This is a genomic window from Cellulomonas sp. URHE0023, assembly GCF_000688475.1.
In the GTDB taxonomy this organism is placed as follows: Bacteria; Actinomycetota; Actinomycetes; order Actinomycetales; family Cellulomonadaceae; genus Cellulomonas.
In genome coordinates, this window is record NZ_JIAN01000005.1 from 75,332 (window position 1) to 101,424 (window position 26,093).

Here is a 26,093-nt window from a genome sequence, read left to right on the forward strand (position 1 = left end):
GGTGTTCAGGGTCGAGCCGTTCGCAGCCACGCGGCGGTGTCGCGCGGGAGCAGCCCTGCCTCGAGCGGCGCGCTCGTGAGCAGGATGTCGGTGTGGGCCGGCAGGGGTGCCGGCCGGTCGCCCAGGTTGACGACGCACACGAGGTCGCCGCGGGCGAACGCGAGCACGTCGTCGGAGCCGTCGAGGTGGTCGAGCCAGGTCAGCGGACCGTCGCCCAGAGCGGGCTCCGAGCGACGCAGCGCGAGAAGGTCGCGGTACAGGTGCAGCGTCGACGTCGGGTCCGAGGACTGGACCTCGACCGTCCGTTCGCTCCAGGCGGCGGGCTGAGGGAGCCAGGGCTCCCTCGTCGCGCCGTCGGGGCTGAACCCGAACGGGGCCGACGTCCCGGACCACGGCAGCGGCACGCGGCAGCCGTCCCGGCCGGGGTCGACGCCCCCGGACCGGAAGTGCATGGGGTCCTGCAGCAGGTCGAGCGGCAGGTCCTCGACCTCGGGCAGACCGAGCTCGTCGCCCTGGTAGATGTAGAGAGAGCCCGGCAGCGCGGCGGTGAGCAGTGCCGCGGCGCGCGCCCGTCGTAGACCCACGGTGAGGTCCGTCCTGGTACCGAAACGCTTCGCCGTGAACGCGAACGAGCTGTCCTCGCGCCCGTACCGGGTGACGGGTCTGGTCACGTCGTGGTTGGACAGGACCCACGTCGCGGGCGCACCGACCGGGCCGTGCGCGGCCAGTGTCAGCTCGATCGACTCCCGGAACTTCTTGGCGTCCCACGGGCGCGCCATGAAGTCGAAGTTGAAGGCGGTGTGCATCTCGTCCGGACGCAGGTACTGCGCGAACCGCTCGGTGTCTCGTAGCCACACCTCGCCGACGAGGACGCGGTTGCCCGGGTAGGAGTTTGCGACTGCCCGCCAGCCTCGGTAGACGTCGTGCAGCTCGTCGCGGTCCACGTGGGGGTGCTCGCCCGGGCCGGGGTGCTCGGGAACCTCCGGCAGTGCCGGGTCCTTGATGAGCAGCGCGGCCGAGTCGATCCGTATCCCCGCCACGCCTCTGTCGAACCAGAAGCGCAGGACGGAGTCGAACTCCTCGACGACGTCCGGGTGCGACCAGTTGACGTCCGGCTGCGCCGGCGCGAACAGGTGCAGGTACCACTCGCCGGGGGTTCCGTCGGGGTTCGTGGTGCGTGTCCACGTGCTGCCCTGGAAGTCCGAGACCCACTGGGTGGGCATCTCGTCGCCGTTCTCGCCCTTGCCGGGATGGAACCAGAACCGTGCACGCTCGGGCGAGCCGGGGCCCGCGGCGAGGGCCGCCTGGAACCACGCGTGCTGGTCGGAGACGTGGTTGGGAACGACGTCGATGATCGTGCGGATCCCCAAGGCGAGAGCGTCGTCGATCAGCCGCTCGGCCTGCTCGAGCGTGCCGAACGCCGGGTCGATGGCCCGGTAGTCGGCGACGTCGTAGCCGCCGTCGGCGAGCGGGGAGACGTACCACGGGGTCACCCAGATGGCGTCGACGCCGAGGTCGCGCAGGTACGGCAGGCGCTGGCGCAGACCTTCGAGGTCACCCGTGCCGTCACCGTTCCCGTCGGAGAAGCTGCGGGGGTAGACCTGGTAGATCACGGCTCCGCGCCACCACTGGGGGTCGGTCTCGGGTTGAGGCTGCGTCACTGCGGTCTCGTCTCTCATCTGCCGTCGCCACGTCATCGTCGCGAGATGGACACTAAAGGACTCGACTGAAACAACGCAAGAACCTGACAGACTAGTTATCGAAGTGTGACCAAAGGGATGCCGATATCCGATCAGCGCTCCCTTGCAGCAGCCTGGTTCGCCAACGCGAACGGCCCCTCGTCCGCAGAAAGCGGACGAGGGGCCGGTGCAACCCTCAGGCAGTGCGGCTACGCGCCGGCGACCTCGCGCACGCGGGCGGGGCCGGTCGACCCGCGCACCACGAGCTCGGGCTCGAACAGCAGCTCGTCGTGCGGCACCGCCGCACCGTGGATCTGGCTGACGAGCAGGTCGATCGCCGCGCGGCCCATCGGCTCGATCGGCTGGCGGACGGTGGTCAGCGGCGGCTCGGTGCAGCTCATGAACGCCGAGTCGTCGTAGCCGACGACAGACACGTCGTCCGGGACGTTCATGCCGGCCCGGCGCGCGGCCCGGATGACCCCGAGCGCCAGGGGGTCGCTGGCACAGACGATCCCCGTGACGCCCTCGCGTAGCAGCCGGTTGCCGGCGGCCTGCCCGCTCTCGAGGGAGTAGGCGCTGCGGACCACGTGCTTCTCGCTGAGCTCAAGGCCCAGGCGGCGCATGATCACCTGCGCCGCTCGCAGCTTGCGCTCGGACGGCACGTGGTCCACGGGGCCCAGGACCAGGCCGATCGTCGTGTGCCCGAGCGATGCCAGGTGCCCGATCGCCTGCTCGATCGCGACCTCGTCATCGCACGAGACGCGCGGGAACGGCAGCTCCTCGATCGACGCGTTGATGAGCACGACGGGCAGGTTGCGACCCGTCAGCCGCTCGTAGTGGTCGTGCGTGGCGTCGCGCTGCGCGTAGTGGCCGCCCGCGAAGACGATGCCCGACACCTGCTGCCCGAGCAGGAGCTCGACGTAGTCCGCCTCCGACACCCCGCCGGCGGTCTGCGTGCACAGGACCGGGGTGAACCCCTGCTGCGCGAGGGCCCCGCCGACCACCTCGGCGAACGCCGGGAAGATCGGGTTCTGCAGCTCCGGCAGCACGAGACCGACCAGTCGGGCGCGCTCACCACGCAGCTTGGTGGGGCGCTCGTAGCCGAGGACGTCGAGCGCGGTCAGGACCGCCTCGCGTGTCGACTCGGACACCCCGGGCTTGCCGTTGAGCACCCTGCTCACGGTTGCTTCGGAGACACCGACCTTGCGCGCTACCTCTGCGAGTCGCCGTGACATGACCGTCACACTACTGTCACGGAACGCAAGCCGCTTGCATTCCGCTGCAAACCGAATGCACGCAGCGGAATCACCCGGCCGGGGGACGTCCTCGACGTGCGCCTCGGTGGGCCACCTTCTAGCGTCGATGCCGCCCCGCCACTCCCCTGAAGCCTGACCCCGAGGTTGCCCCGTGCCCACGATCGACGAGCGCCCGTCGCCGAGCCGCGCGCTCGGCCGGCGCTACCGCCTCGAGCAACGGCTGGGCCGAGGCGGATCGGGTGAGGTGTTCCGGGCGACGGACGAGAGGCTCCACCGCAGGGTCGCGCTCAAGCTGTTCGAGATCGGCGACGCGACGCCCGAGGAGATTCGTCGCTACGCGCACGAGGCTCGCGTGCTGTCCTCGTTGGCCCACCCTGGACTGGTCGCCCTCCTCGACGTCGGCGCCGACACCATGCCCGACGTGGGACCCGTCGCGTTCCTCGTCATGGAGCTCGTCAACGGGCGGACGCTGCGGGAGACGATCGCCGCCGGGCCGCTCACCCCCAGGGTGACCGCCGACGTCGGACGGCAGCTCGCCCTGGCGCTCGGCCACGCGCACAACGCCGGGGTGCTGCACCGCGACGTGAAGCCCTCGAACGTCTTGGTCGCCCCCGACCGCGCACCGACCGGTGGCGTCGACGCGCCGGTGCTGCCGGTGGTCCTCGCGGACTTCGGCATCGCCGTGACCACCACCACCGGCAACCGGACCTCGCGCGGCTCGACGGGGACGGCCGGCTACCAGAGCCCCGAGCAGGCGCTCGGTGCGCCCGCCGGACCTGCGAGCGACGTCTACTCCCTCGGCCTGGTCCTGCTCGAGTGCCTCACGGGCGAGCGCGCCTACCCGGGCGACCCGCTCACCAGCAGCCTGGCCCGCCTGCTGGACCCGGTCGAGATCCCCCCGCACCTCGGGCGCGACTGGACGCGGCTCCTGCGGGCCATGACGGCGCACGAGCCGGCGGCGCGTCCGGCGACCGCCGCCGTCACCGCCGAGCTGCGGGCGCTGCGCGCCTGACTCTCAGCCTGGGTCGGGGATCGCGGCCTGCGCCGCGCGCAGCTTGTCGGTCAGGGTGCGCAACGTCGCGAGCTCGCGGGCATCGAGTGCGCCTCCCACGAGCTGACGGATGGACCGCACGTGGCGGCGGCCGATCTCGCGCTGCACGCGGACGCCCTCGTCGGTCAGGCGCACCGTGACCCCGCGGGCGTCGCCGGGGACCGGGCCTCGCGTGACGAGCCCGTGGCCCTCGAGCCGCTCGACGAGCCGGGACAGGCTCGGCTGGGTCAGCAGGCTGTTCTCGCCCAGGTCCTTGAGTCGCGCGGCCCCGTCCGGGCAGCCCGCGAGCGTGAAGAGCACGTCGTACTCGCGGATGGTGAGGTCGCCCCAGACGTCGTCGCGCTGGAAGCGGCGCATGAGCGCCACCTGCGCTCGGAACAACGACTCCCACGCCTCAGCCGCCTCACGCGTCCCGGGCAGCTCGCCTGGTTCCGGCACATTCACCGCATGCTCCTTCTGTCGCTCTGACGTCCATGCGTACGTATGTTTTTCAACTGCACATCCCGCGGTCCTGTTCCAGTCCCGGCCCGTGCGCTTCCGCGCGCTCCTCGGCCTCGTCCCACCCGCGCTCACGCTCCACCTGCGGATACGCTCGGGCGATGAGCACCGAGGCGGCCCCCCGCACCACGTACCTGCTGGTGGACGGCGAGAACATCGACGCCACGCTCGGCTCCTCCATCCTCGGCGGCCGCCCGACCCCGGAGCAGCGCCCACGCTGGGAACGCGTGCTCACGTTCGCGCAGCAGACCTGGGACCAGCCGGTCAAGGCGCTCTTCTTCCTCAACGCCTCCAGCGGCTCGCTGCCGATGTCGTTCGTCCAGGCGCTGCTCGCGATCGGGTTCCAGCCGATCCCGCTGTCGGGCGAGTCGTACGAGAAGGTCGTCGACATCGGCATCAAGCGCACGCTCGAGGCGATCGCCGGACGCGGTGGCGACGTGCTGCTGGCCAGCCACGACGGCGACTTCGCGCCGGAGCTCGAGGTCCTGGTGGACGACGACGACCGTCGCGTCGGCCTCCTCGCGTTCCGCGAGTTCACCAGCACACAGCTCGCGGCGCTGACCGCCAAGGGGCTGTCCACCTTCGACCTCGAAGGTGACGTCGCCGCGTTCAACGTCCAGCTTCCGCGCCTGCGCATCATCCCGCTCGAGGAGTTCGACCCGCTGCGCTACCTCTGAGGCTCTCAGCCGGGGCCCAGGTTACGGGCCGGTAACGATGTACCTAGTACCGCGGCCATTTACCTAGTACCGCATGGCTCAGATGTTCCCCCGGGTGCTAGACAGTGCCCCGGGTACCGCCCGAAGTGTCCGGTGGACGCGGGGTCAATGGCGATCGCGCTGCTCACGGGCACCACGGCGGACCCACTCCCAGCACCTGGTCGGGCAGGCACTGCCCTACCCGACAGCACACATCACGACGGGGTGGTCATGAAGCGGTACATCTTGGCGGGGCTCGTCCTCGCCGTCGTCACGACGTTGGTCGTCGTGGTCGCATCGCCCGAGCTGCAGGCCGTGGCGCTGCTCGGGGCGGCCATCGGTGGCACGCTCGGGCTCGTGCCCGACCGGTCGCCGGCCCAGCGTGTCGGCGGGTTCGCCGCCGGGTTCGCCGCCGCCTGGTTCGGCTACGCGCTGCGCGCCGCCGTGCTGCCTGACGCGACCTCCGGCCGCGCCGTGGCGGTACTGCTCGTCCTGCTGATCTGCCTCGCGGTCGCTGCGGGCACCCGTGGCCGCCTGCCCCTGTGGTCCACCCTGCTCGGCGCCGCCGCGATGAGCGGCGCGTACGAGGCGACGTACAGCTCCGACCCCACGGCGTTCGTCGGCTCGTCCGCCACCACGGCCACATCGATCCTGCTGGCCGCGGGGGCGGGCTTCCTCGCCACCGCGCTCCTCGGACCGCAGATCGTCCAGGAGCGCGCGCTGGAACGAGCGCGGGAGGCCGAGCTCGAGACGGCGTCCGAACCGCTGACCTTCGAGGAGTCGGCGCCGGCCCAGACCCGCCGCTCCGTCCCCACCATGTCCTACGACCCCCAGCCGGAGGCCTGACGTGCGCCGCTCCCTCGCGACGGCCGGAGTCGCCGTCGTCCTGCTCCCCCTCATGCTGGGCACCGCCAGCGTCTCGGCGCTCGCTGCCGACGACAGCGGCGACGTCGCCGTGACGAACACCGAGACGGTCCAGGCGAAGCTCAGTGCGACCGGCAAGCTGGTCGAGGCCCGCGTCTACGAGCAGCTCGCGCTGTCTGGCCACGGATCCGCCACGATCAGCAACCCCGTCTCGACCAAGGGGCTGCGCAACCTCGACGGGTTCGGCGGCTACGACGTGGTCGACGGGTCGCTGGTCAGCCACGTCACCGTCGACGGCGAGAAGCGCCAGCGGTCGGTCAGCGACTACGACAAGGACCTCCCGCTCACGGTCAAGGTCACCTACACCCTGGACGGTCAGCCGGTCGAGCCCGGCAACGTCGTGGGCCGCACGGGCACGCTGGCGGTGCACTACACGGTCAAGAACACCACGGGCCGCAGCGAGGACGTCACGTACGACGACGGAACGGGCGCCCGCAAGACCGCGTCCGCGCAGACCGTCGTCCCGATGATCGGCCAGCTGGTCACCACCCTGCCGTCGAACTTCACCGACGTCCGGTCCGACGAGGCCGGCATCGCAGGGGACGGCCACAGCGGCAACCGCCTGACGTTCCAGATGACGCTGTTCCCGCCCATCGGCTCCGACACCGCCGAGTTCGGCTACACCGCGCACATCTCGCGCGGCGTGATCCCGCCGGCCAACCTCACCTCCATGGCCGTCTCCCCGCTCGACTACCCGTCGTTCAAGGGCGGCTCGGCCAGCTACCAGGCGGGCGCCCAGAAGGGCGTGGACCTGACCGGCGGCGCGCTCCAGATCGACGACAGCGTGCTTCAGCTGCACGACGGCGCAGCCGAGCTCCTCGCCGGCCTGCTCCAGCTCCACGAGGGTGCGACCCAGCTGTCGTCGGGTCTCAACGACGACGCCGCACCGGGGGCCGCCGCGCTCGCCGCGGGTGCGCGCAAGCTCGACGCCGGTCTGGCCGAAGCACGGTCGAAGGCGCCGCAGCTCATCGACGGGCTGACCCAGGTGGACGGCGGCCTGGCCCTCGTCGACGGCGGGCTGGCCAAGATGTACGGCGACGTCGGCGCGCTGCCCGCCCAGGCGCAGCCGCTGCATGACGGGATCGCGAAGATGCGTGCCGGCATCGGCTCGACGTCCAACCCGGCCACGCTGCTCGGAGGCGTCGACGCACTGCGCAAGCAGGTCGGCACGGACGCCCCGGCCGCGCTCGCCGCGATGGCCGCCGGGATCTACAACGTCAGCGCCACTGCGCCGGGCGCCTACCAGCAGCTCAGCTGCGCGATCGAGGTCCTCAAGGACGTCAAGGCGGGCGCTGACCCGCTGCCGCCCAAGACGCACCCGTGCTACCCGGCAGGGCGCCCGGTGATCGTCAAGGCGGACGCGACGAGCCAGGTGGTCCTGCAGGGCCTCATCGACCAGCTCAACGCGGCTCTGCCGAAGTTCGCCGACCCGGCTGCGCTCGGCAACGCCGACGCGGCTGCCTTCTACTCGGCTGCACCGTCGGCGTCGGCGAACCTGCAGCAGGGTCTGACCTACCTCCAGGGACGCCTGTCGCACCTGGCCGGTCCCGGCCTGGCGACCGTCGAGTGCGGTCTGAGCAAGGCGTCGCTCCCGGGCGTCTGCACGCAGGACGGTCTGCTCGAGGGCATCAACCAGGTCGACGGCGGTGTGACCGCGCTGGTCACCGGTGTGGTGGCGGCCGTGCAGAAGGGCGTCGGCGACGGCGACGACACCAAGGCCGACGGCACGCTGCGCGGCGGGGTCCACTCCCTGCAGGCGGGCACGGACCAGCTCAGCGCCGGTGGCGGAGCCCTCGCCAGCGGGCTCGGACAGCTCGGTACGGGTGCGCACCAGCTCAGCACGGGTGCGGGTCAGCTCTCCGACGGCCTCCAGGATGCGGCCGACGGTTCGACGCAGCTCGCGGACGGTCTCGGTGAGGCCGCAACGGGTGCGCCCAAGCTCGTCGACGGCACGCAGCAGCTCTCCGACGAGGGCACGTCGCAGGTCGTGGAGAGCGGCAAGGAGACCGCGGCGGACTTCGGCGTGAAGTACGCGGTGCTCACCGCGGGTGCGCAGCGGGCAGCAGACGAGTCGATGGCCTACGGGGCACCCGAGGGCGCCAAGGGTGCAACCGCGTACTCGATCGACATCGCCGGTGCGAACGGTTCAGGGGTGCACGCCCTCGGCCGCCTGATCGCCGCGATCGCCCTGTTCGCAGCCGGCATCGGCATCGCGGCACTGGTCGGGCGCCGCATCGCCTGACGCAGTACGGAAGCAAGAGCAGGGCCCGTCGCGCCGAGCGCGACGGGCCCTGCTCTGTTCTGCGCGCCCCTCTGGGCGATGCGTCGCTGCTCAGGTTGCTTCGTCGTACCGGTCGAGGACGATCTGGACGAGCCTGTCGTCGGGTGCGAGCGGCGCGGTGACCACGTCGGCCCCTGCCTCGAGCACGCGGTCGTGGAAGTAGCCCGGCGCCAGCAGGTAGGACGCCACGACCACGCGGCCCCCCGCAGGCAGGTCCGTGCGGGCCGCGGCGACGGCGGCCGGCACCCGCGGCTCGGCGCCTGCGCCGTAGCCGATGGTCACGGGCTGCGTGATCCGGTCGGCCAGGCCCGCCGCAACAGCCTCGACGGCCAGCGCGGCCGCCGGGTCGGTCGACCCCGCCGCGGCGAGCACGACCAGGTCGTCGGGTCCGACCTCGGCCTCGTGGAGCCGGTCCACCAGGATGTCGACGAGCCGAGGGTCGGGGCCGAGCGGTGACGCAGCCGTGGCGCCGGGCTGGTCCACCGCCGCAGCGATGTCCACGCGGACGTGGAACCCGGTCGACAGGAGCAGCGGCACCACGACCGCGCCCGACGAGTCCCCGTCGAGCGCGTCGGCGACGACGTTGGCCACCTCGGGCTGCTGGACGTCGACGAACGCCTCACGGACATCGAGCTCGGGCCGCGCGGCGGCGGCACCCGTCAGGATCGAGCGGACGGCTGCGCGCCCCTGCACGTCGTCCGTCCCGTGGGAGCACCCGACCAGAACAGGGTGTGCGGGCGACGAGCGGTCCGGCACGGGCCCGCGGGCGTGCAGTGCGTTGGTCATCGAACCTCCTCCAGCTCGAGACGGTATCCCCTCTTGACGACAGTCTTGATGAGAGCGCGGCTGCCTGTCGCGTCGCGGAGCCGGGCGATGGCGACCTCGGCGGCGTGCGGGTCGGTCGAGTCGCCCGGGAGGACCGCGAGCACGTGCTCGCGCGGAACGACGGAGCCGCGGGCCTTGACGAGTAGCCGGAGCACCTCCAGCCCGGTCGGCGTCAGGGCGAGCACATGCCCGTCCAGCACGGCGGCGCCGCGGTGCACCTGCAGCGGACCTGCGATCGTCTGCAGCGCCTCGAGCCCGCCGTAGTGGCCGACCACCGCGCGGACCAGAGATCCCAACCGGCCCCGGTCGGGCACGAGCGGCTCGATCCCGCGGTCCTGGAGCGGCTTGGCGGTGATCGGTCCGACGGCCGCCATCACGACGCTCCCCCGCCGTGCCAGCCGCTCGATCTGGTGGGCGACGCCGGCGTCGTCGGCAGCCGCGAGCCACGCAGCGGCCCCCGGGGCGGAGGTGAAGACGACCGCGTCGATCTCGCCCGCGGCGACCGCGCGGACCGACGCCTCGACCACGGCAGCATCCGGTGGCGGACCCCACCGGTAGACGATGAGGCTCCGCACGCGGGCGCCTGCGGCGGCGAAGGCCTCGTCGAGACCGTCGGCGCCGGCCCCGTGGTGCTGCACCGCGATGTCCCGGCCGTCGACACCCTCGTCGAGGAGAACCTCGGCGATCTCGGCACTCGTCTCTGACTCGGCCACCCAGTCGGCGGTCAGCCCTGCGGCCTGGATCGCGCCACGGGCCTTGGGGCCGCGCGCGACGAGCCGGGTGCCACGGAGCATGTCGACGAGCGGCTCCGCCAGGCCGTACGCGTCGGCAGCCTCGATCCAGCCGCGGAAGCCGATGCCCGTGGTCACGACCACGGTGTCCGGCGGGTCGGCCAGCAGCGACCGGGTGCCTTCCAGCAGGGCGGCGTCGTCGGTGTGCGGAACCATGCTCAGCGCAGGGGCGTGCCGGATCGCCGCACCACGGCGCCCGAGGGCCGCAGAGAGCTCAGCGGATCGACGGTCGGCCGTCACCAGGACGACGCACCCGGCAAGCGTCTGGTCGATGGGTTCGCTCACGTCGACATTGTGACGGCACCACGTTCCGTCGATGTTTCGGGTTCGAGCAGGTGCGCGTCCGCAACAGCGCCGAGCACGATGACCGCCGGGGCGCGCACGCCGGCCGCAGCGGCGACGTCGACGACGTCGGCCAGGACCGCGCGCGTGACCCGCTGAGCAGGCAGCGTCCCGTCCTCGACCAGCGCGACGGGCGTGCGGGGGTCGATGCCCTCGTCGAGCGCGGTCCGGGCCAGCGCGGGCAGGGCGCTGACGCCCATCAGGACGACCACGGTGCACGACCGCTCGCGCAGGCCCAGGAGCGCGGCCGGTGACCAGCCGTCGTGCCCGTTCATCACGTGCACGGCGCCGACCGTGCCGCGGTGCGTCAAGGGGATCCCAGCCGCAGCCGGCGCACCGAACGCACTGCTGACGCCCGGGACGACGGAGACGTCGACGCCCGCTTCCCGGCACGCGACGACCTCCTCGCCGCCACGGCCGTAGACGAACGGGTCGCCGCCCTTGAGGCGCACCACGACCCGCCCCCGCTGCGCCTGCTCGACGAGGATCCGGCCGATCTCGTGCTGGGGTACGGGGTGGTTGCCGGGAGACTTCCCGACGTCGATGATCTCGACGCCGGCCTGCAGGTCGTCCAGAACGCTCACAGGCCCCAGACGGTCGGTGACGACGACGTCAGCCTCGGCGAGCGCCCGGCGACCGGCGATCGTGAGCAGCCCGACGTCCCCAGGGCCACCCCCGACGAGCACGACGCGGCCCGGTCCTGGCCGGTGCCTCCGCAGGTCGACGCTGCCCTCCCGAAGATGTGCCGAGAGCGCATCGCGGACCGACTGCGTGCGACCGGGGTCCGGCGTGCCGGTCGAGACGACTCCCACCAGGACGTCACCGTGCTGCGTCGTCGCGGGCGTCCGGGCGGACCCCTGCGAGGCTCCGGCGTCGACGCAGAACGTCTGTCGCTCGTGCGCCCAGCGGACGACCGCGGCGTCCGTCGCACGGTCACCTGTCGCGGTGTGCACGAGCCACACGCCGTCGAGATCGTGCGACGCCACCTCGCGGGCGTGCCACTCGACGAGCCCCCACGTGTGCATGTCGACGAGCGCCTCGCACAGCTGCGGTGCGACGACGACCACCCGAGCAGCGTCGGCGAGCAAGGACTGGACGCGACGCGCGGCGACCGGCCCGCCGCCGACCACCAGAACACGCCGACCCACCAGGTCGAGACCGAGCATCGTGGTCATGACACGACCTCGACGAACCCGTCGCGGACGCGGACCGGCCAGGGCCGCAGGTCCGGTGGCAGGCCGCGCGTCGGGGTCTTGCCTGCGACGTCCAGGCACTCGCCCGTGGCGAGAGCGAAGACCTGCTTGTACATGGGGGAGGCAACTGTCGGTACATCGACGTCGTCGATCCGTCGCGACCCGACGATTCCCCGCGAGATCACGTACGCGTCGCTGAACGGGTCGTGCTGCTGGACGGCGAACACCCGCTCGTCCCTCAGCCGGAACACCGCGACCTGCGTGCCGTCCGACAAGAGGGCGGCTGCCCCACGCTCCGGGGCCAGGTCCGAGAGGCGGCACAGGACGGTCCAGCTCCCGGTGCCCGAGACGGCCGGGGCGACGTCCAACGCGGTCATGAGCGGACCTCCAAGGTGGTTCCGGCGACCAGGACAGGTTCACCGCGGAGCGCGGCAGCGCGTTCGTCGGCCGTCGCCGGACGGGACTGGCCACGCTCCGGCACGTACGCCAGCGACGGGTCAGGGGTCTCGGGTGCGTTGACGAACGACGCGAACCGGCGCAGCTTCTCGGGGTCCTCGAGCGTCGCGCGCCACTCGTCCTCGTACTCCTCGACGTGCGCGTCCATCTGGGCGTCGAGGTCGGCGCAGATCCCGAGCGAGTCGTCCATCACGACCGACCGGACGCCCGCGAGCCCGCCCTCGACGTCGTCGATCCAGGGCGCCGTGCGCTGCAGCCGGTCCGCGGTGCGCACGTAGTAGAGCAGGAAGCGGTCGATCGTCCGGACCAGGGTGTCGGTGTCGAGATCCTCCGCGAGGAGCTGCGCGTGACGGGGCGTGAAGCCACCGTTCCCCCCGACGTAGACGTTCCAGCCCTTGTCGGTCGCGATGACGCCCACATCCTTGCCGCGGGCCTCGGCGCACTCACGGGCGCACCCGGAGACGCCCAGCTTGATCTTGTGGGGGGATCGCAGGCCGCGGTACCGCAGCTCGAGCATCACCGCGAGCGCCACCGAGTCCTGGACCCCGAACCTGCACCAGGTGGACCCCACGCAGGACTTCACGGTGCGCAGCGACTTGCCGTACGCGTGCCCGGACTCGAACCCGGCATCCACCAGCCGCCGCCAGATCACGGGGAGCTGGTCGATGCGGGCACCGAACAGGTCGATCCGCTGACCGCCCGTGATCTTGGTGTACAGCCCGAACTCCTGCGCCACCGACCCGATCGCGATGAGGCCCTCGGGAGTCACCTCGCCGCCCGGGATGCGCGGGACCACCGAGTAGGAGCCGTCCTTCTGCAGGTTGGCCATCACGTGGTCGTTGGTGTCCTGCAGCGCGGCCCGCTCCCCCTCGAGGACGTGAGCCGGGGAGGTCGTCGACAGGATCGACGCGACGGTCGGACGGCAGATGTCGCAGCCGCGGCCGGTGCCGAACCGCTCGATCACCGCCGTGAACGACGAGAGCCCCGAGACCCGGACGGCGTCGTACAGCTGCGCGCGCGACAGCCCGAAGTGCTCGCAGAGCGCCGAGCTCACGGCAACACCCTGCTTGGTCAGCTCGGTCGTCATGAGCTTCTTCACCAGGGGCAGGCACGACCCGCAGGAGGTTCCCGCGCGTGTGCACGCCTTCACGGCCCCGAGGTCCGTGCACCCGTGCTCGGTGACCGCTTCGCGGATGGTCCCGGCGGAGACGTTGTTGCACGAGCACACGCCGGCGTCGTCGGGAAGCTCGAGCTCCGGGGCACCACCGCCACCCTCGGGGAGCAGGAACGCGGCCGGGTCGCCGGGCAGCTCACGGCCCAGCATCGGGCGCAGGCTCGCATAGGCCGACGCATCGCCGACGAGGACCCCCCCGAGCAGGGTGCGGGCGTCGTCGGACATCACGAGCTTCTTGTAGACGCCGCCGACCGGGTCCGCCCAGACGATCTCGAGCGCACCGGGCGTGGTCGCGAACGCGTCACCGAAGGACGCGACGTCGACGCCCGAGAGCTTGAGCTTGGTGGCCGTGTCGGCGCCGGGGAAGGTGGACAGACCACCGAGCAGGCGGTCCACGGTGATCTCGGCCATCGCGTACCCGGGGGCGACGAGGCCGATGCAGGCGCCCTGGATGCAGGCGACCTCCCCCACGGCCGAGATGTCCGGGTCGCTGGTCAGGCACGTGTCGTCGACGACGACCCCACCGCGCTCGCCGATGAGCAGGTCCGACGCACGCGCCAGCTCGTCGCGCGGACGGACACCGGCGGCGATCACGACGACGTCCGCGTCGACGCGGCCCCCGTCTGCCAGGTCCAGTCGACCGACCCCACCGCGGCGGTGCGGGCGGATCCTCGTGGTCATCGCGTTGAGCCGGACGCCGACGCCGAGGGTGTTGATCAGGCGACGGAGCGCCTCGCCACCACCGAGGTCGACCTGCGCGGACATGAGGTGCGTCCCCACCTGCAGCACTGTCGTCCTGGCGCCCAGCGCCTGCAGGGCACCCGCCGCCTCGAGCCCGAGCAGGCCGCCGCCGAGGACCGCGCCCTTGACCACGCGGTCCTTCGAGAGCCGCTCGACGTAGCCGCGCAGCTCGGCGACGTCGTCGACGGTCCGGTAGACGAACACCCCGGGCAGGTCAGCGCCCTCGAGCGGCGGCACCCACGCCGACGACCCGGTGGCGAGCACCAGGTGGTCGTAGTGCTCGGTACGCCCGTGCGCCGTGGTGACGGTCTTCGCGGTGCGGTCCAGGGTGACCACGGCGTCGTCGCGGACGAGCGTGACCAGCGGGTCGTCCCACAGGGCCGGGTCGCCGAGGGCCAGGTCCTCTGCGTCCCGACCCGAGAAGTAGCTGGTGAGCGCGACGCGGTCGTAGGGCCTGCGCGGCTCCTCGGCCAGGACCGTGATCCGCCACGCCCCGGAGACGTCCCGGTCGCGCAGGGCCTCGACGAGACGCTGCGCGACCATTCCGCCGCCGACGACGACGAGGTGCTGGGTCATGTGGATGCTCCGTCGAACGGGGGGCTGGGGCATCTCCGACGCTAGGAAGCCGGTGTTGCGCCGTGGGTGCGTCGCCGTTACCTCGGCGGAACCTTTCCCGCACACGGCGTCGGTGCCAGATGTGAGAGTGAGGCCATGAGTCCCGTCATCGCCCTGCTGCGTGCCGTGAACGTCGGCGGTCGCAAGGTCACCTCCGCACAGCTCCGCTCGGTGGCGGAAGGCCTCGGGCACACGTCGGTGACCACCTACGTGAACAGCGGGAACCTGGTGCTCGTGCCCGCGTCCGGTGCCGACGTCGCCGCCGGGCTGTCCGCAGCCTTCGCCGACGAGTTCGGCTTCGACATCCCGGTGATGGCGCGCACACTCCCGGAGTGGGACGCCGTCGTCTCCGCTGTGCCGTTCACGCAGGAGGTGTCGCAGGACCCGACGCACCTGGTGGCCGTGTTCTGGGACGGACCGGTGGCGACGACGTCAGCCGACTTCGACCCCACGCGCTACGGCCGGGAGATGCTCGCCTGGGCGGGACGTGAGACGTACGCCTACTACCCGGACGGCCAGGGTCGCTCGAAGCTCACCATCGACGTGCTGTCCAAGGCATCCGGACGCGTCGGCACGGCACGCAACTGGAACACCGTCCTGGCCCTGCAGAAGCTGGCCCGCGAACGCGTCTAGCGTGGGCCCATGGCCACCCTGTTCACCAAGATCATCGACGGCGACATCGCCGGCCGGTTCGTGTGGGCCGACGACGTCGCGGTCGCGTTCGGCACCATCGCACCGATCACCGACGGCCACGTGCTCGTGGTCCCCCGCGCCGAGATCGTGCAGCTCACCGACGCCCCGGACGACGTGCTCGCCCACCTGACGGTCGTCGCGCGCACCATCGGCCAGGCTCAGCAGCGCGCCTGGGACGCACCGCGCGCCGCGCTGCTCGTCGCCGGGTTCGAGGTCCCCCACCTGCATCTGCACGTCCTGCCCGCGTGGGACGAAGCGAGCCTCACGTTCGCCAACGCCAGACCGGACCTCCCGGCCGCCGAGCTCGACGCCGCCGCCGAGCGCGTCCGTTCCGCCCTGGTCGAGCTGGGTCACGGCGCGCACGTGCCCGACTCGCTCACGTCACCCGACCTCTGAGCCCCTGACGGTTGCCTGACGAATCCCTGCGCGGGGACGACAAGCCGCCGCGCAGGGGGCAGAGTCTGCTCCACGTGAGCGGACGAGGAGGCGAGGCGACGATGGCAGGACGTCGGGAGACCGGTCTCGCGGCGGTCGCGGGGCTCGTCGCCGGGGTGGTGACCATCGGCGTCGGTGCGGCCGTCTCGCTGCTGACCGGGCCGTCGTCGGACCCGCTGGTCGCGGTCGGCTCGGCGTTCGTCGACGCGACCCCGGCGTGGCTCAAGGAGTTCGCGACGACGAACTTCGGCACCAACGACAAGCTCGTGCTCGCGCTCGGCGAGGTGGTGGTGCTGCTCGCCCTGGCTGCCCTGGCGGGTGTGCTGGCCGCCCGCAGGTGGGCGTGGGGTGCGGTTCTGGTCGTCCTGCTCGGTGCGGTCTCCGCGCTCGCCGCGACCGCGCGGCCCGACGCAGGCACGCTGGCCGGGGTGCCCAGCGTCGTCGGGACGATAGCTGGGCTGTGGACGCTGCGGTTCCTGATCCGTCGCATCCCCGATGCGTCCGCGTCGCAGCGCGAGGCAGCGCAGGGGCGTCGCGGGTTCCTGCAGGCGTCGCTCGTCGCCGGAGCGGCCGGTGCGTTGGCTCTGGTCATCGGGCGGACTTTCGGCGCCACTGCCCGCAAGGCTGAGCAGGCGCGCGGTGGCCTGGTCATCCCGAAGGCGAGCACGCCCGCCGCGCCGGTGCCGGCCGGCGTGGACGTCGGGGTCGATGGCGTGGACCCCTGGCTGACGCCCGCCGACGAGTTCTACCGGATCGACACCGCGTTGACCGTTCCTAGCGTCGACCCGTCCACCTGGAGGCTGCGCATCCACGGGATGGTGGAGAACGAAGTCACGCTCACCTGGGACGAGCTGATCGCCTCGGACCTGGTCGAGGCGTACGTGACGCTGGCATGTGTGTCCAACCCGGTCGGCGGTGACCTGATCAGCAACCAGAAGTGGCTGGGGCTGCCGATCAAGGGGCTGCTGGAGAAGGCGGGACCGACCGGTGACGCGGACATGGTGCTGTCCCGGAGCGTCGACGGCTTCACCGCGGGTACCCCGCTGGCCGCGCTGATGGATGGGCGCGACGCCCTGCTGGCCATCGCGATGGACGGCGAACCGCTGCCGTTCGAGCACGGCTTCCCGGTGCGGATGGTGGTCCCGGGGCTGTACGGGTACGTGTCGGCGACCAAGTGGGTCGAGGACCTCACGGTCACGCGGTTCGCGGATGCCCAGGCGTACTGGACGCAGCGGGGCTGGTCGGCCGAGGGTCCGGTCAAGACCCAGTCGCGCATCGAGGTCCCCCGCCGCGACACGACCGTCACCGCCGGTCCCGTCGTGGTGGCGGGCACGTCGTGGGCGCAGCACCGGGGAGTCAGGGGGGTGCAGGTGCGCGTGGACGACGGCGCCTGGAACGACGCGACGCTCGCCGACGACGGTGGCATCGACTCGTGGCGCCAGTGGACCTGGACCTGGGACGCCGAGCCGGGCGACCACGAGCTCTACGTGCGTGCGTTCGACCCGGCAGGCCCGCAGACCGGGGCCGTCCAGGGCGAGGTCCCCGACGGTGCGACCGGCTACGACACGGTCCGCGTGAAGGTCAGCTGACGCCGAGCGGCACCTCGACGCGCGAGGACGTCACCACGCGGTGCACGAAGTCGAGCTTGCGGGCCACCGGCTCAGGGATCTCGAACGGGTACAGGTCGTGCTTGCCCATCGCGCGGTTGACCCGGTTGAAGAACGTGGCCAGCGGGAGCCAGTCGCCGAGGATGTCGTCCATCGTGGCGTCCGCGTAGCTGGTGCGCGGGGTGATGCCACGGTCGGGGATCGTCGGCACCCCTTCCATCTTCACGCTCAGGTTCCCTGCACCGGCCGTGATCAGCGTGCTGGTGACGTGCAGGTAGTGCGCGAAGCACTCCGCGAAGTCCTCCCACGGGTGCATCGTGGCGTACTGGGAGATGTAGCCCTCCTGCCAGTCCCGCGGCGCACCTTCGAGGTAGTGGCGGGCGATCGCGTCCTTGTAGGAGGCCCGCTCGTCGCCGAAGATCGAGCGGCACTCGTCGATCCAGCCGGTCTGCTCCACGAGGATCCACTGGTAGTAGTGCCCGACCTCGTGCCGGAAGTGCCCGAGCATCGTGCGGTACGGCTCCCCCAGGCTGATCCGCAGCGCCTCGCGGTGGGCGTCGAGCGACTCGGCCAGGTCGATCGTGATGATCCCGTTGGCGTGCCCGATGAGCACGCGCGCGCCGTCGGAACGCGACGAGAGCAGGTCGAAGCCGAGGCCGCCCTTCTTCTCGTACCAGGGCACGACCGGCAGCCCCAGGTCCGCCAGCTGGACCAGCAGCCGCCGCTTGTCCGCGGACGCGCTCGCAAGCTTCTCCAGCGCCAACGTGTCGTCGCTGCTGGGTCGGGTTCGCGTGAGCCTGCAGGCCAGACACCGACCCGACCCGGAGTCGCCCGCGACGAGCCAGTTGCAGCCCCAGGGCCGGTTGCCGCACGGGAACCACCACGACCCGCCGACGTCGCTGCCCTGCTCCGGCGCCGCGCGCATCGTCAGAGTCGGCGGGTGCAGCCCGATCTCCAGCCCGCACGCCGAGCACTCGGTCGACTCGATGAAGGCGATGGTTGCGCACCGGGGGCAACGGAAGACGTCCACGCCCGTGAACCTAGCCCCCCGCGTGCCTCTCAGCCTCGACGCGCCGACACCGGCCGCGGACTGCCCGCGACCGGTGCCGTGCAGACGAGCGGGATCAGATGACCGTGGAGCCGAACCTGCCGGAGCGCCGCTGGTAGACGGCCCACGTGGTCAGTCCCATGACCACGTAGAAGCCGACGATCACCCAGAGCGCGGCCTGGATGTTGCCGGTCAGCGAGGTGGAGGCTGCGAAGCCCCGCGGCACCAGGAACCCGCCGAAAGCGCCGATCGCACCCGCGATGCCGATCGCACCGGCCGCGGCCTTGATGCGGCGGGCGCGGTCGGCGGCGTCGGTGACTCCGAAGCTGAACACCGCAGGGATCATCCGGTAGACGGAGCCGTTGCCTGCGCCCGTCGCCGTGAACAGGACGAGGAACGAGGCGAGGAACGCACCGAAGGAGTGGGCGCGCAGCGCGAAGATCGCGCAGACGACACCGGTGCCCATGATCGCGAACGCCGCGATGGTCACTCGTGCACCGCCGAGCTTGTCGGCCAGGATCCCGCCGAGCGGGCGGGCCAGGGAGCCGACGAGAGCACCGGCGAACGCGATCGAGATCGTCACGTCGGGGAACTGCCCCTTGAGCAGCGTCGGGAAGGCGCCCGCGAACCCGATGAACGAACCGAACGTGCCGATGTAGATGAACGACAGGATCCAGGTGTTCCGCATCCGGGCGGCGACACCGTAGGCCCGGGGGTCCGACTTGGCGTTGGACAGGTTGTCCATGTAGCGCCACGCCAGGATCGCCGCGAGGACCACCAACGGCACGAACATGAAGCCGGCGCGCTCCAGCGAGACACCCGCGCCGATGACGATCACCAACGGCACGGCGAACTGGACGGCCGCGGTGCCGAGGTTGCCGCCTGCCGCGTTCAGGCCGAGCGCCCGACCCTTCTCCCGCTCCGGGTAGAAGAACGAGATGTTCGCCATCGACGAGGCGAAGTTGCCGCCGCCGACACCCGCCATGCACGCCACCGCAAGCAGCGCCGGGAATCCCCACGACGGGTTCTGCACCACGACGCCCAGCCCGATCGTCGGGACGAGCAGCAGGAGCGCCGAGATGATCGTCCAGTTGCGGCCACCGAAGAGCGGGACCGCGAACGTGTACGGGATGCGCAGCGTGGCACCCACCAGGCTCGGGACCGCGATGAGCCAGAACGTCTGGTCGACGCTGAGCACGAACCCGACGCCGGCCAGCTGCGGAACCACGATGCTCCACACGGCCCAGACCGCGAACCCGAGGAACTCCGCGAAGATCGACAGGACCAGGTTCCGACGCGCGATCGACCTGCCGACCGACGCCCACTGACCTGCGTCTTCAGGGTTCCAGCCGTCGATCCACCGGCCGGGACGAGTGGTGATCGGCGCACCCGTGAGGGCGCCGGTGTCGAGCGTTGCGGACGCCGTGGTGGTGTCTGGGGCGTCGGCGGTCACGAGCGGTGTCGCCATGAGAACCTCCGGGAAGGACGGGGTGGGGTACGTCCCGAACGCTAGGGAGGCTGTGTTTCGGCCTGGCTGTGCTCACGGTTGCGCCGACGGAACCTTTCGCGCACGGGTCCCGGAGAGCGTCTGTGAGGTTGGCGGCGCTACCCGACCGCGGTCAGTCCGTGCGCGCCAGCCACGCGACCTCACCGATGTTGGGGTCGCGGCCAAGACCTGCCCACCGCGTCATCGCGACACCAACAGGGTCGACCGAGTCCCACGGCGAGAACTCCCCCGTCTCACCGTCGATGTCGCCCAGGACCACGTCTCGTGCAACGAGTGCGCGCACGATCGCTTCCGCGAGTTCACGGATCTCGGTGTCGCTCACGCTGGACAGCTCCCGACGAAGGTGCCACGGGACCACCCAGAGCCCGACGTAGTCGTCATCGAGCTCTCGGCTGAGCGCTTCACTCACGGTCACCGCGGCCGTCACATCGGAGCGCGACATAGCCGAACTGTAGTTTCGCGATGCGGAGACGTTCGCAGACGCACCGACGCCCGGCCGGCGCCTCCGGAGGGGCCGTCTGCGACGGGTCAGGGCGCGCCGAACCCGTTTGCCGCCAGGATCGCCTGGCCCTGGGGCCCCAGCACGTAGTCGACGAACGCCTGCGCAACCTCGGAACTGTGCGTCCGGGGAGTCGGCTCTGTCAGCACGGCGATCGGGTACCTGACGACCGCGGCCGTCGACTCCGCGAACTCGACGCCTGCCACGGCGTCCCCGGCTCCCTGCAGGGCGCCCCGGTAGACCAGGCCCGCGTCCGCCTCGCCGGACTGCACCTTGGCCAGGACCGCCTGGACGTCGGGCTCGTTGCTCGACGCCCTGACGCCCACCCCGGACGTGTCGAGGACCTTGTGGGCCGCGGAGCCGCAGGGCTCGGTGGCAGCGCAGAAGACGACCTTGCCGCCGGAGTCGGACAGCACGCCGAGGTCGTGCAGGCTCTGGAGGTTCTTCGGGTTGCCGGCCGGAACGACGATCACGAGGGCGTCCGTCGCGAAGATCGTCGCGCTGCCGTCCACGAGCCCGGCGCCCGCTACCGTCGCCATGCTGGCCTCGTCGGCAGCCGCGAACACGTCGGACGCCCCGCCTGCGACCAGCTGGGTCGCCAGCGCCGGGGAGGCGCCGTAGACGGGCGGTTCGACCGTGACGCCGGGGAACTCGTCGCCGAAGTCCGCCAGGATCTGGTCGAAGGCTCCCTGGAGCGTGACAGCGGCTGAGACGGTCAGCTCGCCGGTGAGGCCCGGGGACTCGGAGACCTCGGGGGTCAGGGTCGGGGTCGGGGTGGTCCGGGGCGCGCTCGTCTCGGCCGGCGTGCTCGGGTCGGCGCACGCAGCGAGGGCCATCAGCACCGCGGTGCCGACGACGAACGCACGGACCCTCGACGTCGTGGGCCGGCGGTCGTGCATCGCGCGACGAGCCGCGCGTCGCGATCCCCTGCCGGCTCGGTCTTCCTGGTCCGTGCGGAACGTGGTCATGGACGCCGACTCTAGGACCGGCGCGCACCTGGACCAGGGAACGCCACCGCATGTCAGAGCGCCGTCACGTTGGGCGCGTGCTCGGCACGTGCAGCCGATAGCGTCGGGCCATGGGAAAGAAGTCTGACAAGAAGGACAAGTCCGGCAAGATCCCCAACAAGGTCTACGAGGCAGAGCTCTTCCGCCTCCAGGCCGAGCTGGTGAAGCTGCAGGAGTGGACCAAGACCACCGGCGCGCGAGTCGTCGTGATCTTCGAGGGACGCGACGCCGCCGGCAAGGGCGGCACGATCAAGCGGATCACGGAGTACCTCAGTGCCCGCGTCGCGCGCGTCGCCGCGCTGCCGTCCCCGACCGAACGCGAGAAGACCCAGTGGTACTACCAGCGCTACGTGGCGAACCTGCCCGCGGCGGGCGAGATCGTGCTGTTCGACCGCTCCTGGTACAACCGCGCGGGGGTCGAGAAGGTGATGGGGTTCTGCACCCCCCAGGAGTACAGCCGGTTCATGCGGCAGACGCCGATCTTCGAGCAGATGCTCATCGAGGACGGGATCCTGCTGCGCAAGTACTGGTTCTCCGTGTCCGACACCGAGCAGCTCAAGCGGTTCCGGTCGCGGCTGGACGACCCGGTGCGGCAGTGGAAGCTGAGCCCGATGGACCTGGAGTCCATCTCCCGCTGGGAGGAGTACTCGCGGGCCAAGGACGAGATGCTCGTGCACACCGACGTGCCCGTGAGCCCGTGGTTCGTCGTCGAGTCGGACATCAAGAAGCACGCTCGCCTGAACATGATCAGTCACCTGCTCTCCACGATCCCCTACACGGACGTGCCGCACGAGAAGGTCGTCCTGCCCGAGCGGCCGCCCGCCTCGACGGGCTACGAACGACCGCCCCGGGAGATGTCGACGTACGTCCCGGACCACGTCGCGGCGCTGCGGGGCGACCCCGAGAAGGACCTCTGACGCCCTCGGTGAACGGCGTTGCGTAGGGGGCGCCGACCTGCGAGTTTGGTGCGCATGTCGGCGACCTCCACCAGCCCGGGCCCGTCGCTGCGGGTCTCGCTGCCCGGCCTGCAGCCGACCGTCAAGGACTTCCTCACCAACGAGGCGGGCAGCGCGGTCTACCTGCTGGCCGCCACGATCGTCGCGCTCGTGTGGGCGAACTCGCCGTGGGCCGACGCGTACGAGTCGTTCTGGGCGACGACCGCCGGGTTCCACATCGGCACCTGGGGGGTGGAGCTCGACCTGCACGGTTGGGTCAACGACGCGGCGATGGCGATCTTCTTCGCGGTCGTCGGCCTCGAGATCAGCCGCGAGGCCACCACGGGCGACCTGCGCGACAAGCGGACCGTCGCGGTCCCGGCCCTCGGCGCACTGGGCGGGCTGCTGGTCCCGGTCCTGATCTACCTGGCGTTCAACGGCGGCACCGACGCCGCCCACGGCTGGGGCGTCGTGATGTCCACCGACACGGCCTTCCTCGTCGGCATCCTCGCCCTGTTCGGGCCCAAGTGCCCCGACCGTCTGCGGCTGTTCCTGCTCACCCTGGCGATCGTCGACGACATCGGCGCGATCACCGTGATGTCGATCTTCTACACCTCGGACATCGACGCGATGGCTCTGGCGCTGTCCGCAGCGATCGTGCTGGGCATCGTCGTCATGCGCTGGCTCAAGGTCTGGCAGCTGGCGCCCTACGTCGTGGCCGGCATCGCGCTGTGGTTCGCGGTGCAGGCGTCGGGAGTCCACGCGACGCTCGCCGGCGTCGTCGTCGGTCTGCTCGTCCCGGCGAGGGCCGCGGACCAGGAGGACATCGACGCCGTCGCGAAGTACGGGCGCAAGCTGATCGACACTCCCACGGCCGACCGCGAGCACCTGGCCGAGCTGGCCGCCCGGGCAGCGGTCCCGACCAACGACCGGCTGCAGCGGATCCTGCACCCGTGGAGCGCGTTCGTCGTCGTGCCCCTGTTCGGCCTGGCCAACGCGGGCATCACGCTGGACGCCGACTCGCTGACGGCCGCGGCTCACTCCCGGCTCGCCATCGGCGTCGCTGTCGCGCTCGTGCTCGGCAACGCGATCGGGATCACGGGGGCCGCGACGATCGCTCTGCGGTTCGGGCTGGGCGAGCTGCCCGGCCGGGTGCGCTGGGGTCACCTGCTCGGCGGCGCCGTGCTGGCGGGCATCGGGTTCACCATCTCCCTGTTCATCGCCGAGCTCGCCTTCGATGACCAGGTCATGCTCGACAACGCCAAGATCGGCATCCTCGCCGGGTCCCTCACAGCCGCGGTGATCGGCTCGGTCCTGCTGCGCTGGCTCGGTGAGAAGCTGCCGCTGTGCTCCCCCGCGGGCGACGGCCCGCCGCCGGCGCTGCCCCCGCTCCCCTGGACGGCCCCGGCGAGCTGACGCCGCGGCGTCGAACGTCGGTGCGCGGTAGCACCCGGTCAGGCGATCGGGTCGTCGACCCCGTAGCTGCTCAGGCTCAGGGTGCGCCCGTCTGCCGCGAGGATCTGCGCGGTCGCGGCCTGCAACGACTCGACCGTGTCGGTACCGGCCCGGACGAACCGACCCGACAGCGCGTCGAGCTCACCGTCGCCGAACGCGCGGACCAGCTCCGCAACCGCCTCGACGGGCGTCCACTGCGTCCGTCCGGCGTGCATGGGCATGCCCGTCGTCATCTGAGTCTCGACGTGCCCCGGCGCGAGGTCGATCACGCGGAGCCCTCGGTCGCGGTACTGCGCGTCGAGCTGGGTGGTGAACCGCGCGAGGGCGCCCTTGCTGATCGCGTAGCCCGTGTACTCGGTCATCGCGCGGTGCCCGGCACCCGAGTTGAGGTTGACCACGCGCCCGCCGCCCCGTGCGAGCATCCCGGGAAGGACCGCGTGCGTGACCAGCAGCGGGCCGCGCACGTTGGCCTCGATGACACGCCACGAGTCCTCGACGTCGTCGGCGACGAAATCCGTGGCGGCGCTCTCGATGACGCCCGCGTTGTTGACCAGGAGCCCGATGCCGCCGAGCTCGTCCTCGACCCGTGCGACGGCGTCATCGACCTCCGTCGGGTCGATCAGGTCCGCGGCCGCGACGCACGCGAGGCCACCGATCTCGTCGGCGACCTCGTCCAGGGATGCCCGGGTCCGGCCCACGAGCGCGACCCGGTACCCCGCACGGGCGAGCCCGAGCGCGATGCCCCGACCGATCCCGCGCCCTGCACCCGTCACCATCGCCGTGCGCAGCACGCTCATGCCCGGTCCACCGCCTCACGCAGCCTGTCCGCGGTGATCTTGCCGTGGAACCTCTCGCCGTTCACGAACAGCGTGGGCGTTCCCTGCACACCGAGCTCGAACCCGGCTGCGTAGTCACCTTGCACCGCGGGGGCGAGCGCCTGCGCTCCTGGTCCCGCGACCTCCGACGGATCGATGCCCAACGAGGTAGCCGCCTGACGCAGGTCCGGCTCGCTGAGCCGTGACTGGTCACCCATCAGCAGCTCGTGCATCTCCCAGAACCGTCCGTGCCGACCGGCGGCCTCTGCCGCGAGCGCCGCCGAGAGAGCGTGCGGGTGCACCTCGAACAGCGGGAAGTGCCGCCACACGAGCCGCACGCGCCCGTCGGAGGTGTCGACCAGCTCCCTCAGCGGGCCGGCTGCGGCCCGGCAGTACGGGCACTCGAGGTCGCCGAACTCGAGGATCGTCACCGGGGCGTCGGTACGTCCGTACACGTGCCGCTCCGGCGGGAACTCGTCAGTCATGGGTCGAGGATGCCTCACGCGCGACCGAGTGGCGCTCTGACCACGGGGAGATTCGCTCACCGCCCGCGGCGGGGGCGAAGCGGTGGGCTGGCCGTTCCGGCGCCGGCCGCGATGCCCCCCACCAGGTCGCGCAGGGCGTCGCGGGCGGACCACTGCGGACGGAAGTCGAGCTCGCGGGTGGCGCGGGCGGTGTCCAGCAGCGGGGCTGCGAGGGCCATGTCCAGCCAGCCGGGCCCGACCGGGACGACGCGCGCGTGCCAGCCGGCGGTCAGGAGCGGCCGGACCGCGGTGGGTGGCACCTCGTGGAACCGTCCACGGGCGACCACGTCCGCGACGTCCTGCCCGCGCAGCACTCCGGGGCCGGCGATGTTGAACGCACCCTGCGCGCGGCGGACCACGGCCTCGCGGTAGGCGGCCGCGACGTCGGAGGCGTGCACGGCCTGCAGCCGCAGGCCCGCCGGCCACGGCAGGGCGCCGAGGTGTCCACGCAGAGCACGCTTGGGCGCCCAGGGGCCGAGGAAGTACCGGGCGATCTCCTGACCCGCGGAGCCCTGGAACACGAGCGCGGTGCGTAGCCGGGCCACTGCGAGGTCGGGCACGTCGTCGAGCAGCCGCTCGACCTCCGCCTTGTCGACGCTGTACGAGGAGGACCGCACGCCGTCGGTCGCCCACGCCTCACTGCGGGGTACGTCGTCGGGCGCTGGTGAGTAGGCGCCGACCGACGAGGCGACGACGAGGTGCCGGACGCCGGCTCGGCGGCACGCGTCCACGACGTTCCTGGACCCGGTGACGTTCACGTCGTGCAGGTAGCCGCGGTTGCGGCTCGGCTGGATCGCCCACGCGAGGTGCACGACCGAGTCGGCGCCGGCGAACGCGGACGCCAGCTGCTCGGTGGCGTACGGCCCGCTCACGTCGCACTGCACCCACCGCGCCACGTCGTACGGCGGCGGTGGGACCGCAGACGGCACCCGCCGGGCGACGCCCACGACGGAGGTCACCGTCTCGTCGGCGGCGAACCTGCGCAGCACGGCGGTGCCGACGTTCCCACTGGCTCCCACGACCACGACCCTCATGGGATCGACGATT

The 26,093-nt window shown here is 71.7% G+C and carries 24 protein-coding genes; 9 read left to right on the forward strand and 15 right to left on the reverse strand.

Translation table 11 applies throughout. The annotated features are described in order from the left end of the window. Positions 1 to 5: 5 nt before the first annotated feature. Together N553_RS0100355 and N553_RS0100360 are read right to left on the reverse strand one after the other, a co-directional pair. Complete coding sequence (locus N553_RS0100355) at positions 6 to 1,679, reverse strand: glycoside hydrolase family 13 protein (protein WP_051639716.1); 1,674 nt, start codon at positions 1,677 to 1,679, stop codon at positions 6 to 8. A 209-nt stretch (positions 1,680 to 1,888) separates the two neighbouring features. After that, positions 1,889 to 2,914, reverse strand: a complete 1,026-nt coding sequence (locus tag N553_RS0100360; RefSeq protein ID WP_028044890.1) for a LacI family DNA-binding transcriptional regulator — start codon at positions 2,912 to 2,914, stop codon at positions 1,889 to 1,891. 172 nt (positions 2,915 to 3,086) lie between these two features. Here N553_RS0100360 and N553_RS0100365 point away from each other — a divergent pair, with 172 nt between their 5' ends. Further along, on the forward strand, positions 3,087 to 3,947 hold the full coding sequence (locus N553_RS0100365; RefSeq protein WP_231505120.1) for a serine/threonine-protein kinase: 861 nt from the start codon (positions 3,087 to 3,089) through the stop codon (positions 3,945 to 3,947). Between the two features lie 3 nt (positions 3,948 to 3,950). On the opposite strand, the gene N553_RS0100370 is transcribed toward N553_RS0100365, so the two are convergent. Next, on the reverse strand, positions 3,951 to 4,430 hold the full coding sequence (locus N553_RS0100370; RefSeq protein ID WP_231505121.1) for a MarR family winged helix-turn-helix transcriptional regulator: 480 nt from the start codon (positions 4,428 to 4,430) through the stop codon (positions 3,951 to 3,953). Between the two features lie 155 nt (positions 4,431 to 4,585). On the opposite strand from N553_RS0100370, the gene N553_RS0100375 reads away from it, so the two are divergent. The 3 genes from N553_RS0100375 to N553_RS0100385 all read left to right on the forward strand — a co-directional run bounded on the left by N553_RS0100375 (position 4,586) and on the right by N553_RS0100385 (position 8,345). Next, positions 4,586 to 5,161 (forward strand): NYN domain-containing protein, encoded by a 576-nt coding sequence (locus N553_RS0100375; protein ID WP_028044893.1) that lies wholly within the window; start codon positions 4,586 to 4,588, stop codon positions 5,159 to 5,161. 249 nt (positions 5,162 to 5,410) lie between these two features. Next, complete coding sequence (locus N553_RS20335; protein ID WP_081844441.1) at positions 5,411 to 6,025, forward strand: hypothetical protein; 615 nt, start codon at positions 5,411 to 5,413, stop codon at positions 6,023 to 6,025. A 1-nt stretch (position 6,026) separates the two neighbouring features. After that, complete coding sequence (locus tag N553_RS0100385) at positions 6,027 to 8,345, forward strand: hypothetical protein (RefSeq protein ID WP_028044894.1); 2,319 nt, start codon at positions 6,027 to 6,029, stop codon at positions 8,343 to 8,345. Between the two features lie 90 nt (positions 8,346 to 8,435). Here N553_RS0100385 and N553_RS0100390 read toward each other — a convergent pair whose 3' ends face one another. From N553_RS0100390 to nirB, 5 genes are read right to left on the reverse strand one after another with little or no spacing between them, the layout of a single operon-like run. Next, entirely contained in the window at positions 8,436 to 9,170 is a 735-nt protein-coding gene (locus N553_RS0100390) for a sirohydrochlorin chelatase (RefSeq protein WP_051639718.1), read from the reverse strand. Further along, the gene (locus N553_RS0100395) at positions 9,167 to 10,285 is read right to left on the reverse strand and encodes a uroporphyrinogen-III synthase (protein ID WP_028044896.1); all 1,119 of its coding nucleotides are present in this window, start codon (positions 10,283 to 10,285) and stop codon (positions 9,167 to 9,169) included. Before N553_RS0100395 ends, N553_RS0100390 begins: the two co-directional genes overlap by 4 nt. Continuing rightward, entirely contained in the window at positions 10,282 to 11,517 is a 1,236-nt protein-coding gene (gene cobA, locus N553_RS20340; RefSeq protein WP_034620364.1) for a uroporphyrinogen-III C-methyltransferase, read from the reverse strand. The genes N553_RS0100395 and cobA overlap by 4 nt, the downstream gene beginning before the upstream one ends. Further along, positions 11,514 to 11,912: a nitrite reductase small subunit NirD gene (nirD, locus tag N553_RS0100405; RefSeq protein WP_034620374.1), complete on the reverse strand. Its 399-nt coding sequence runs from the start codon at positions 11,910 to 11,912 to the stop codon at positions 11,514 to 11,516. Before nirD ends, cobA begins: the two co-directional genes overlap by 4 nt. Beyond that, a complete protein-coding gene (gene nirB / locus N553_RS0100410; protein ID WP_034620376.1) occupies positions 11,909 to 14,482 on the reverse strand; it encodes a nitrite reductase large subunit NirB in 2,574 nt (857 codons plus the stop codon). The genes nirD and nirB overlap by 4 nt, the downstream gene beginning before the upstream one ends. 135 nt (positions 14,483 to 14,617) lie before the next feature. On the opposite strand from nirB, the gene N553_RS0100415 reads away from it, so the two are divergent. The 3 genes from N553_RS0100415 (at position 14,618) to N553_RS0100425 (ending at position 17,238) form a co-directional block, all read left to right on the forward strand. Further along, the gene (locus N553_RS0100415; protein WP_028044899.1) at positions 14,618 to 15,154 is read left to right on the forward strand and encodes a DUF1697 domain-containing protein; all 537 of its coding nucleotides are present in this window, start codon (positions 14,618 to 14,620) and stop codon (positions 15,152 to 15,154) included. 9 nt (positions 15,155 to 15,163) lie between these two features. Then, complete coding sequence (locus tag N553_RS0100420) at positions 15,164 to 15,610, forward strand: HIT family protein (protein ID WP_028044900.1); 447 nt, start codon at positions 15,164 to 15,166, stop codon at positions 15,608 to 15,610. A 101-nt stretch (positions 15,611 to 15,711) separates the two neighbouring features. Continuing rightward, positions 15,712 to 17,238, forward strand: coding sequence for a molybdopterin-dependent oxidoreductase (locus N553_RS0100425; RefSeq protein ID WP_028044901.1), 1,527 nt, complete (start codon positions 15,712 to 15,714; stop codon positions 17,236 to 17,238). Here the strand turns inward: N553_RS0100425 and N553_RS0100430 are convergent. The 4 genes from N553_RS0100430 to modA all read right to left on the reverse strand — a co-directional run bounded on the left by N553_RS0100430 (position 17,231) and on the right by modA (position 21,278). Next, the gene (locus N553_RS0100430; protein ID WP_156043640.1) at positions 17,231 to 18,286 is read right to left on the reverse strand and encodes a putative zinc-binding metallopeptidase; all 1,056 of its coding nucleotides are present in this window, start codon (positions 18,284 to 18,286) and stop codon (positions 17,231 to 17,233) included. The genes N553_RS0100425 and N553_RS0100430 overlap by 8 nt on opposite strands. A gap of 94 nt (positions 18,287 to 18,380) precedes the next feature. After that, entirely contained in the window at positions 18,381 to 19,772 is a 1,392-nt protein-coding gene (locus tag N553_RS0100435; RefSeq protein ID WP_028044903.1) for an MFS transporter, read from the reverse strand. Positions 19,773 to 19,923: 151 nt separating this feature from the next. Next, a complete protein-coding gene (locus N553_RS0100440) occupies positions 19,924 to 20,253 on the reverse strand; it encodes a hypothetical protein (RefSeq protein WP_028044904.1) in 330 nt (109 codons plus the stop codon). A gap of 86 nt (positions 20,254 to 20,339) precedes the next feature. Beyond that, positions 20,340 to 21,278 carry a molybdate ABC transporter substrate-binding protein gene (gene modA, locus N553_RS0100445; protein WP_231505123.1) on the reverse strand — a complete coding sequence of 313 codons (939 nt, stop codon included), beginning with the start codon at positions 21,276 to 21,278 and terminating at the stop codon, positions 20,340 to 20,342. Between the two features lie 110 nt (positions 21,279 to 21,388). Between modA and ppk2 the strand changes: the two genes are divergently transcribed. Next, positions 21,389 to 22,234: a polyphosphate kinase 2 gene (ppk2, locus tag N553_RS0100450; protein WP_028044906.1), complete on the forward strand. Its 846-nt coding sequence runs from the start codon at positions 21,389 to 21,391 to the stop codon at positions 22,232 to 22,234. Between the two features lie 54 nt (positions 22,235 to 22,288). Beyond that, positions 22,289 to 23,668 carry a Na+/H+ antiporter NhaA gene (nhaA, locus tag N553_RS0100455; RefSeq protein ID WP_028044907.1) on the forward strand — a complete coding sequence of 460 codons (1,380 nt, stop codon included), beginning with the start codon at positions 22,289 to 22,291 and terminating at the stop codon, positions 23,666 to 23,668. Positions 23,669 to 23,706: 38 nt separating this feature from the next. Here nhaA and N553_RS0100460 read toward each other — a convergent pair whose 3' ends face one another. The 3 genes from N553_RS0100460 to N553_RS20345 are packed head-to-tail and all read right to left on the reverse strand — an operon-like array spanning position 23,707 to position 26,080. Further along, a complete protein-coding gene (locus tag N553_RS0100460) occupies positions 23,707 to 24,504 on the reverse strand; it encodes an SDR family oxidoreductase (RefSeq protein WP_028044908.1) in 798 nt (265 codons plus the stop codon). Beyond that, on the reverse strand, positions 24,501 to 25,007 hold the full coding sequence (locus N553_RS0100465) for a thioredoxin domain-containing protein (RefSeq protein ID WP_028044909.1): 507 nt from the start codon (positions 25,005 to 25,007) through the stop codon (positions 24,501 to 24,503). Before N553_RS0100465 ends, N553_RS0100460 begins: the two co-directional genes overlap by 4 nt. A gap of 56 nt (positions 25,008 to 25,063) precedes the next feature. Next, positions 25,064 to 26,080, reverse strand: a complete 1,017-nt coding sequence (locus tag N553_RS20345) for an NAD-dependent epimerase/dehydratase family protein (RefSeq protein WP_034620378.1) — start codon at positions 26,078 to 26,080, stop codon at positions 25,064 to 25,066. Between the last annotated feature and the right edge of the window lie 13 nt (positions 26,081 to 26,093).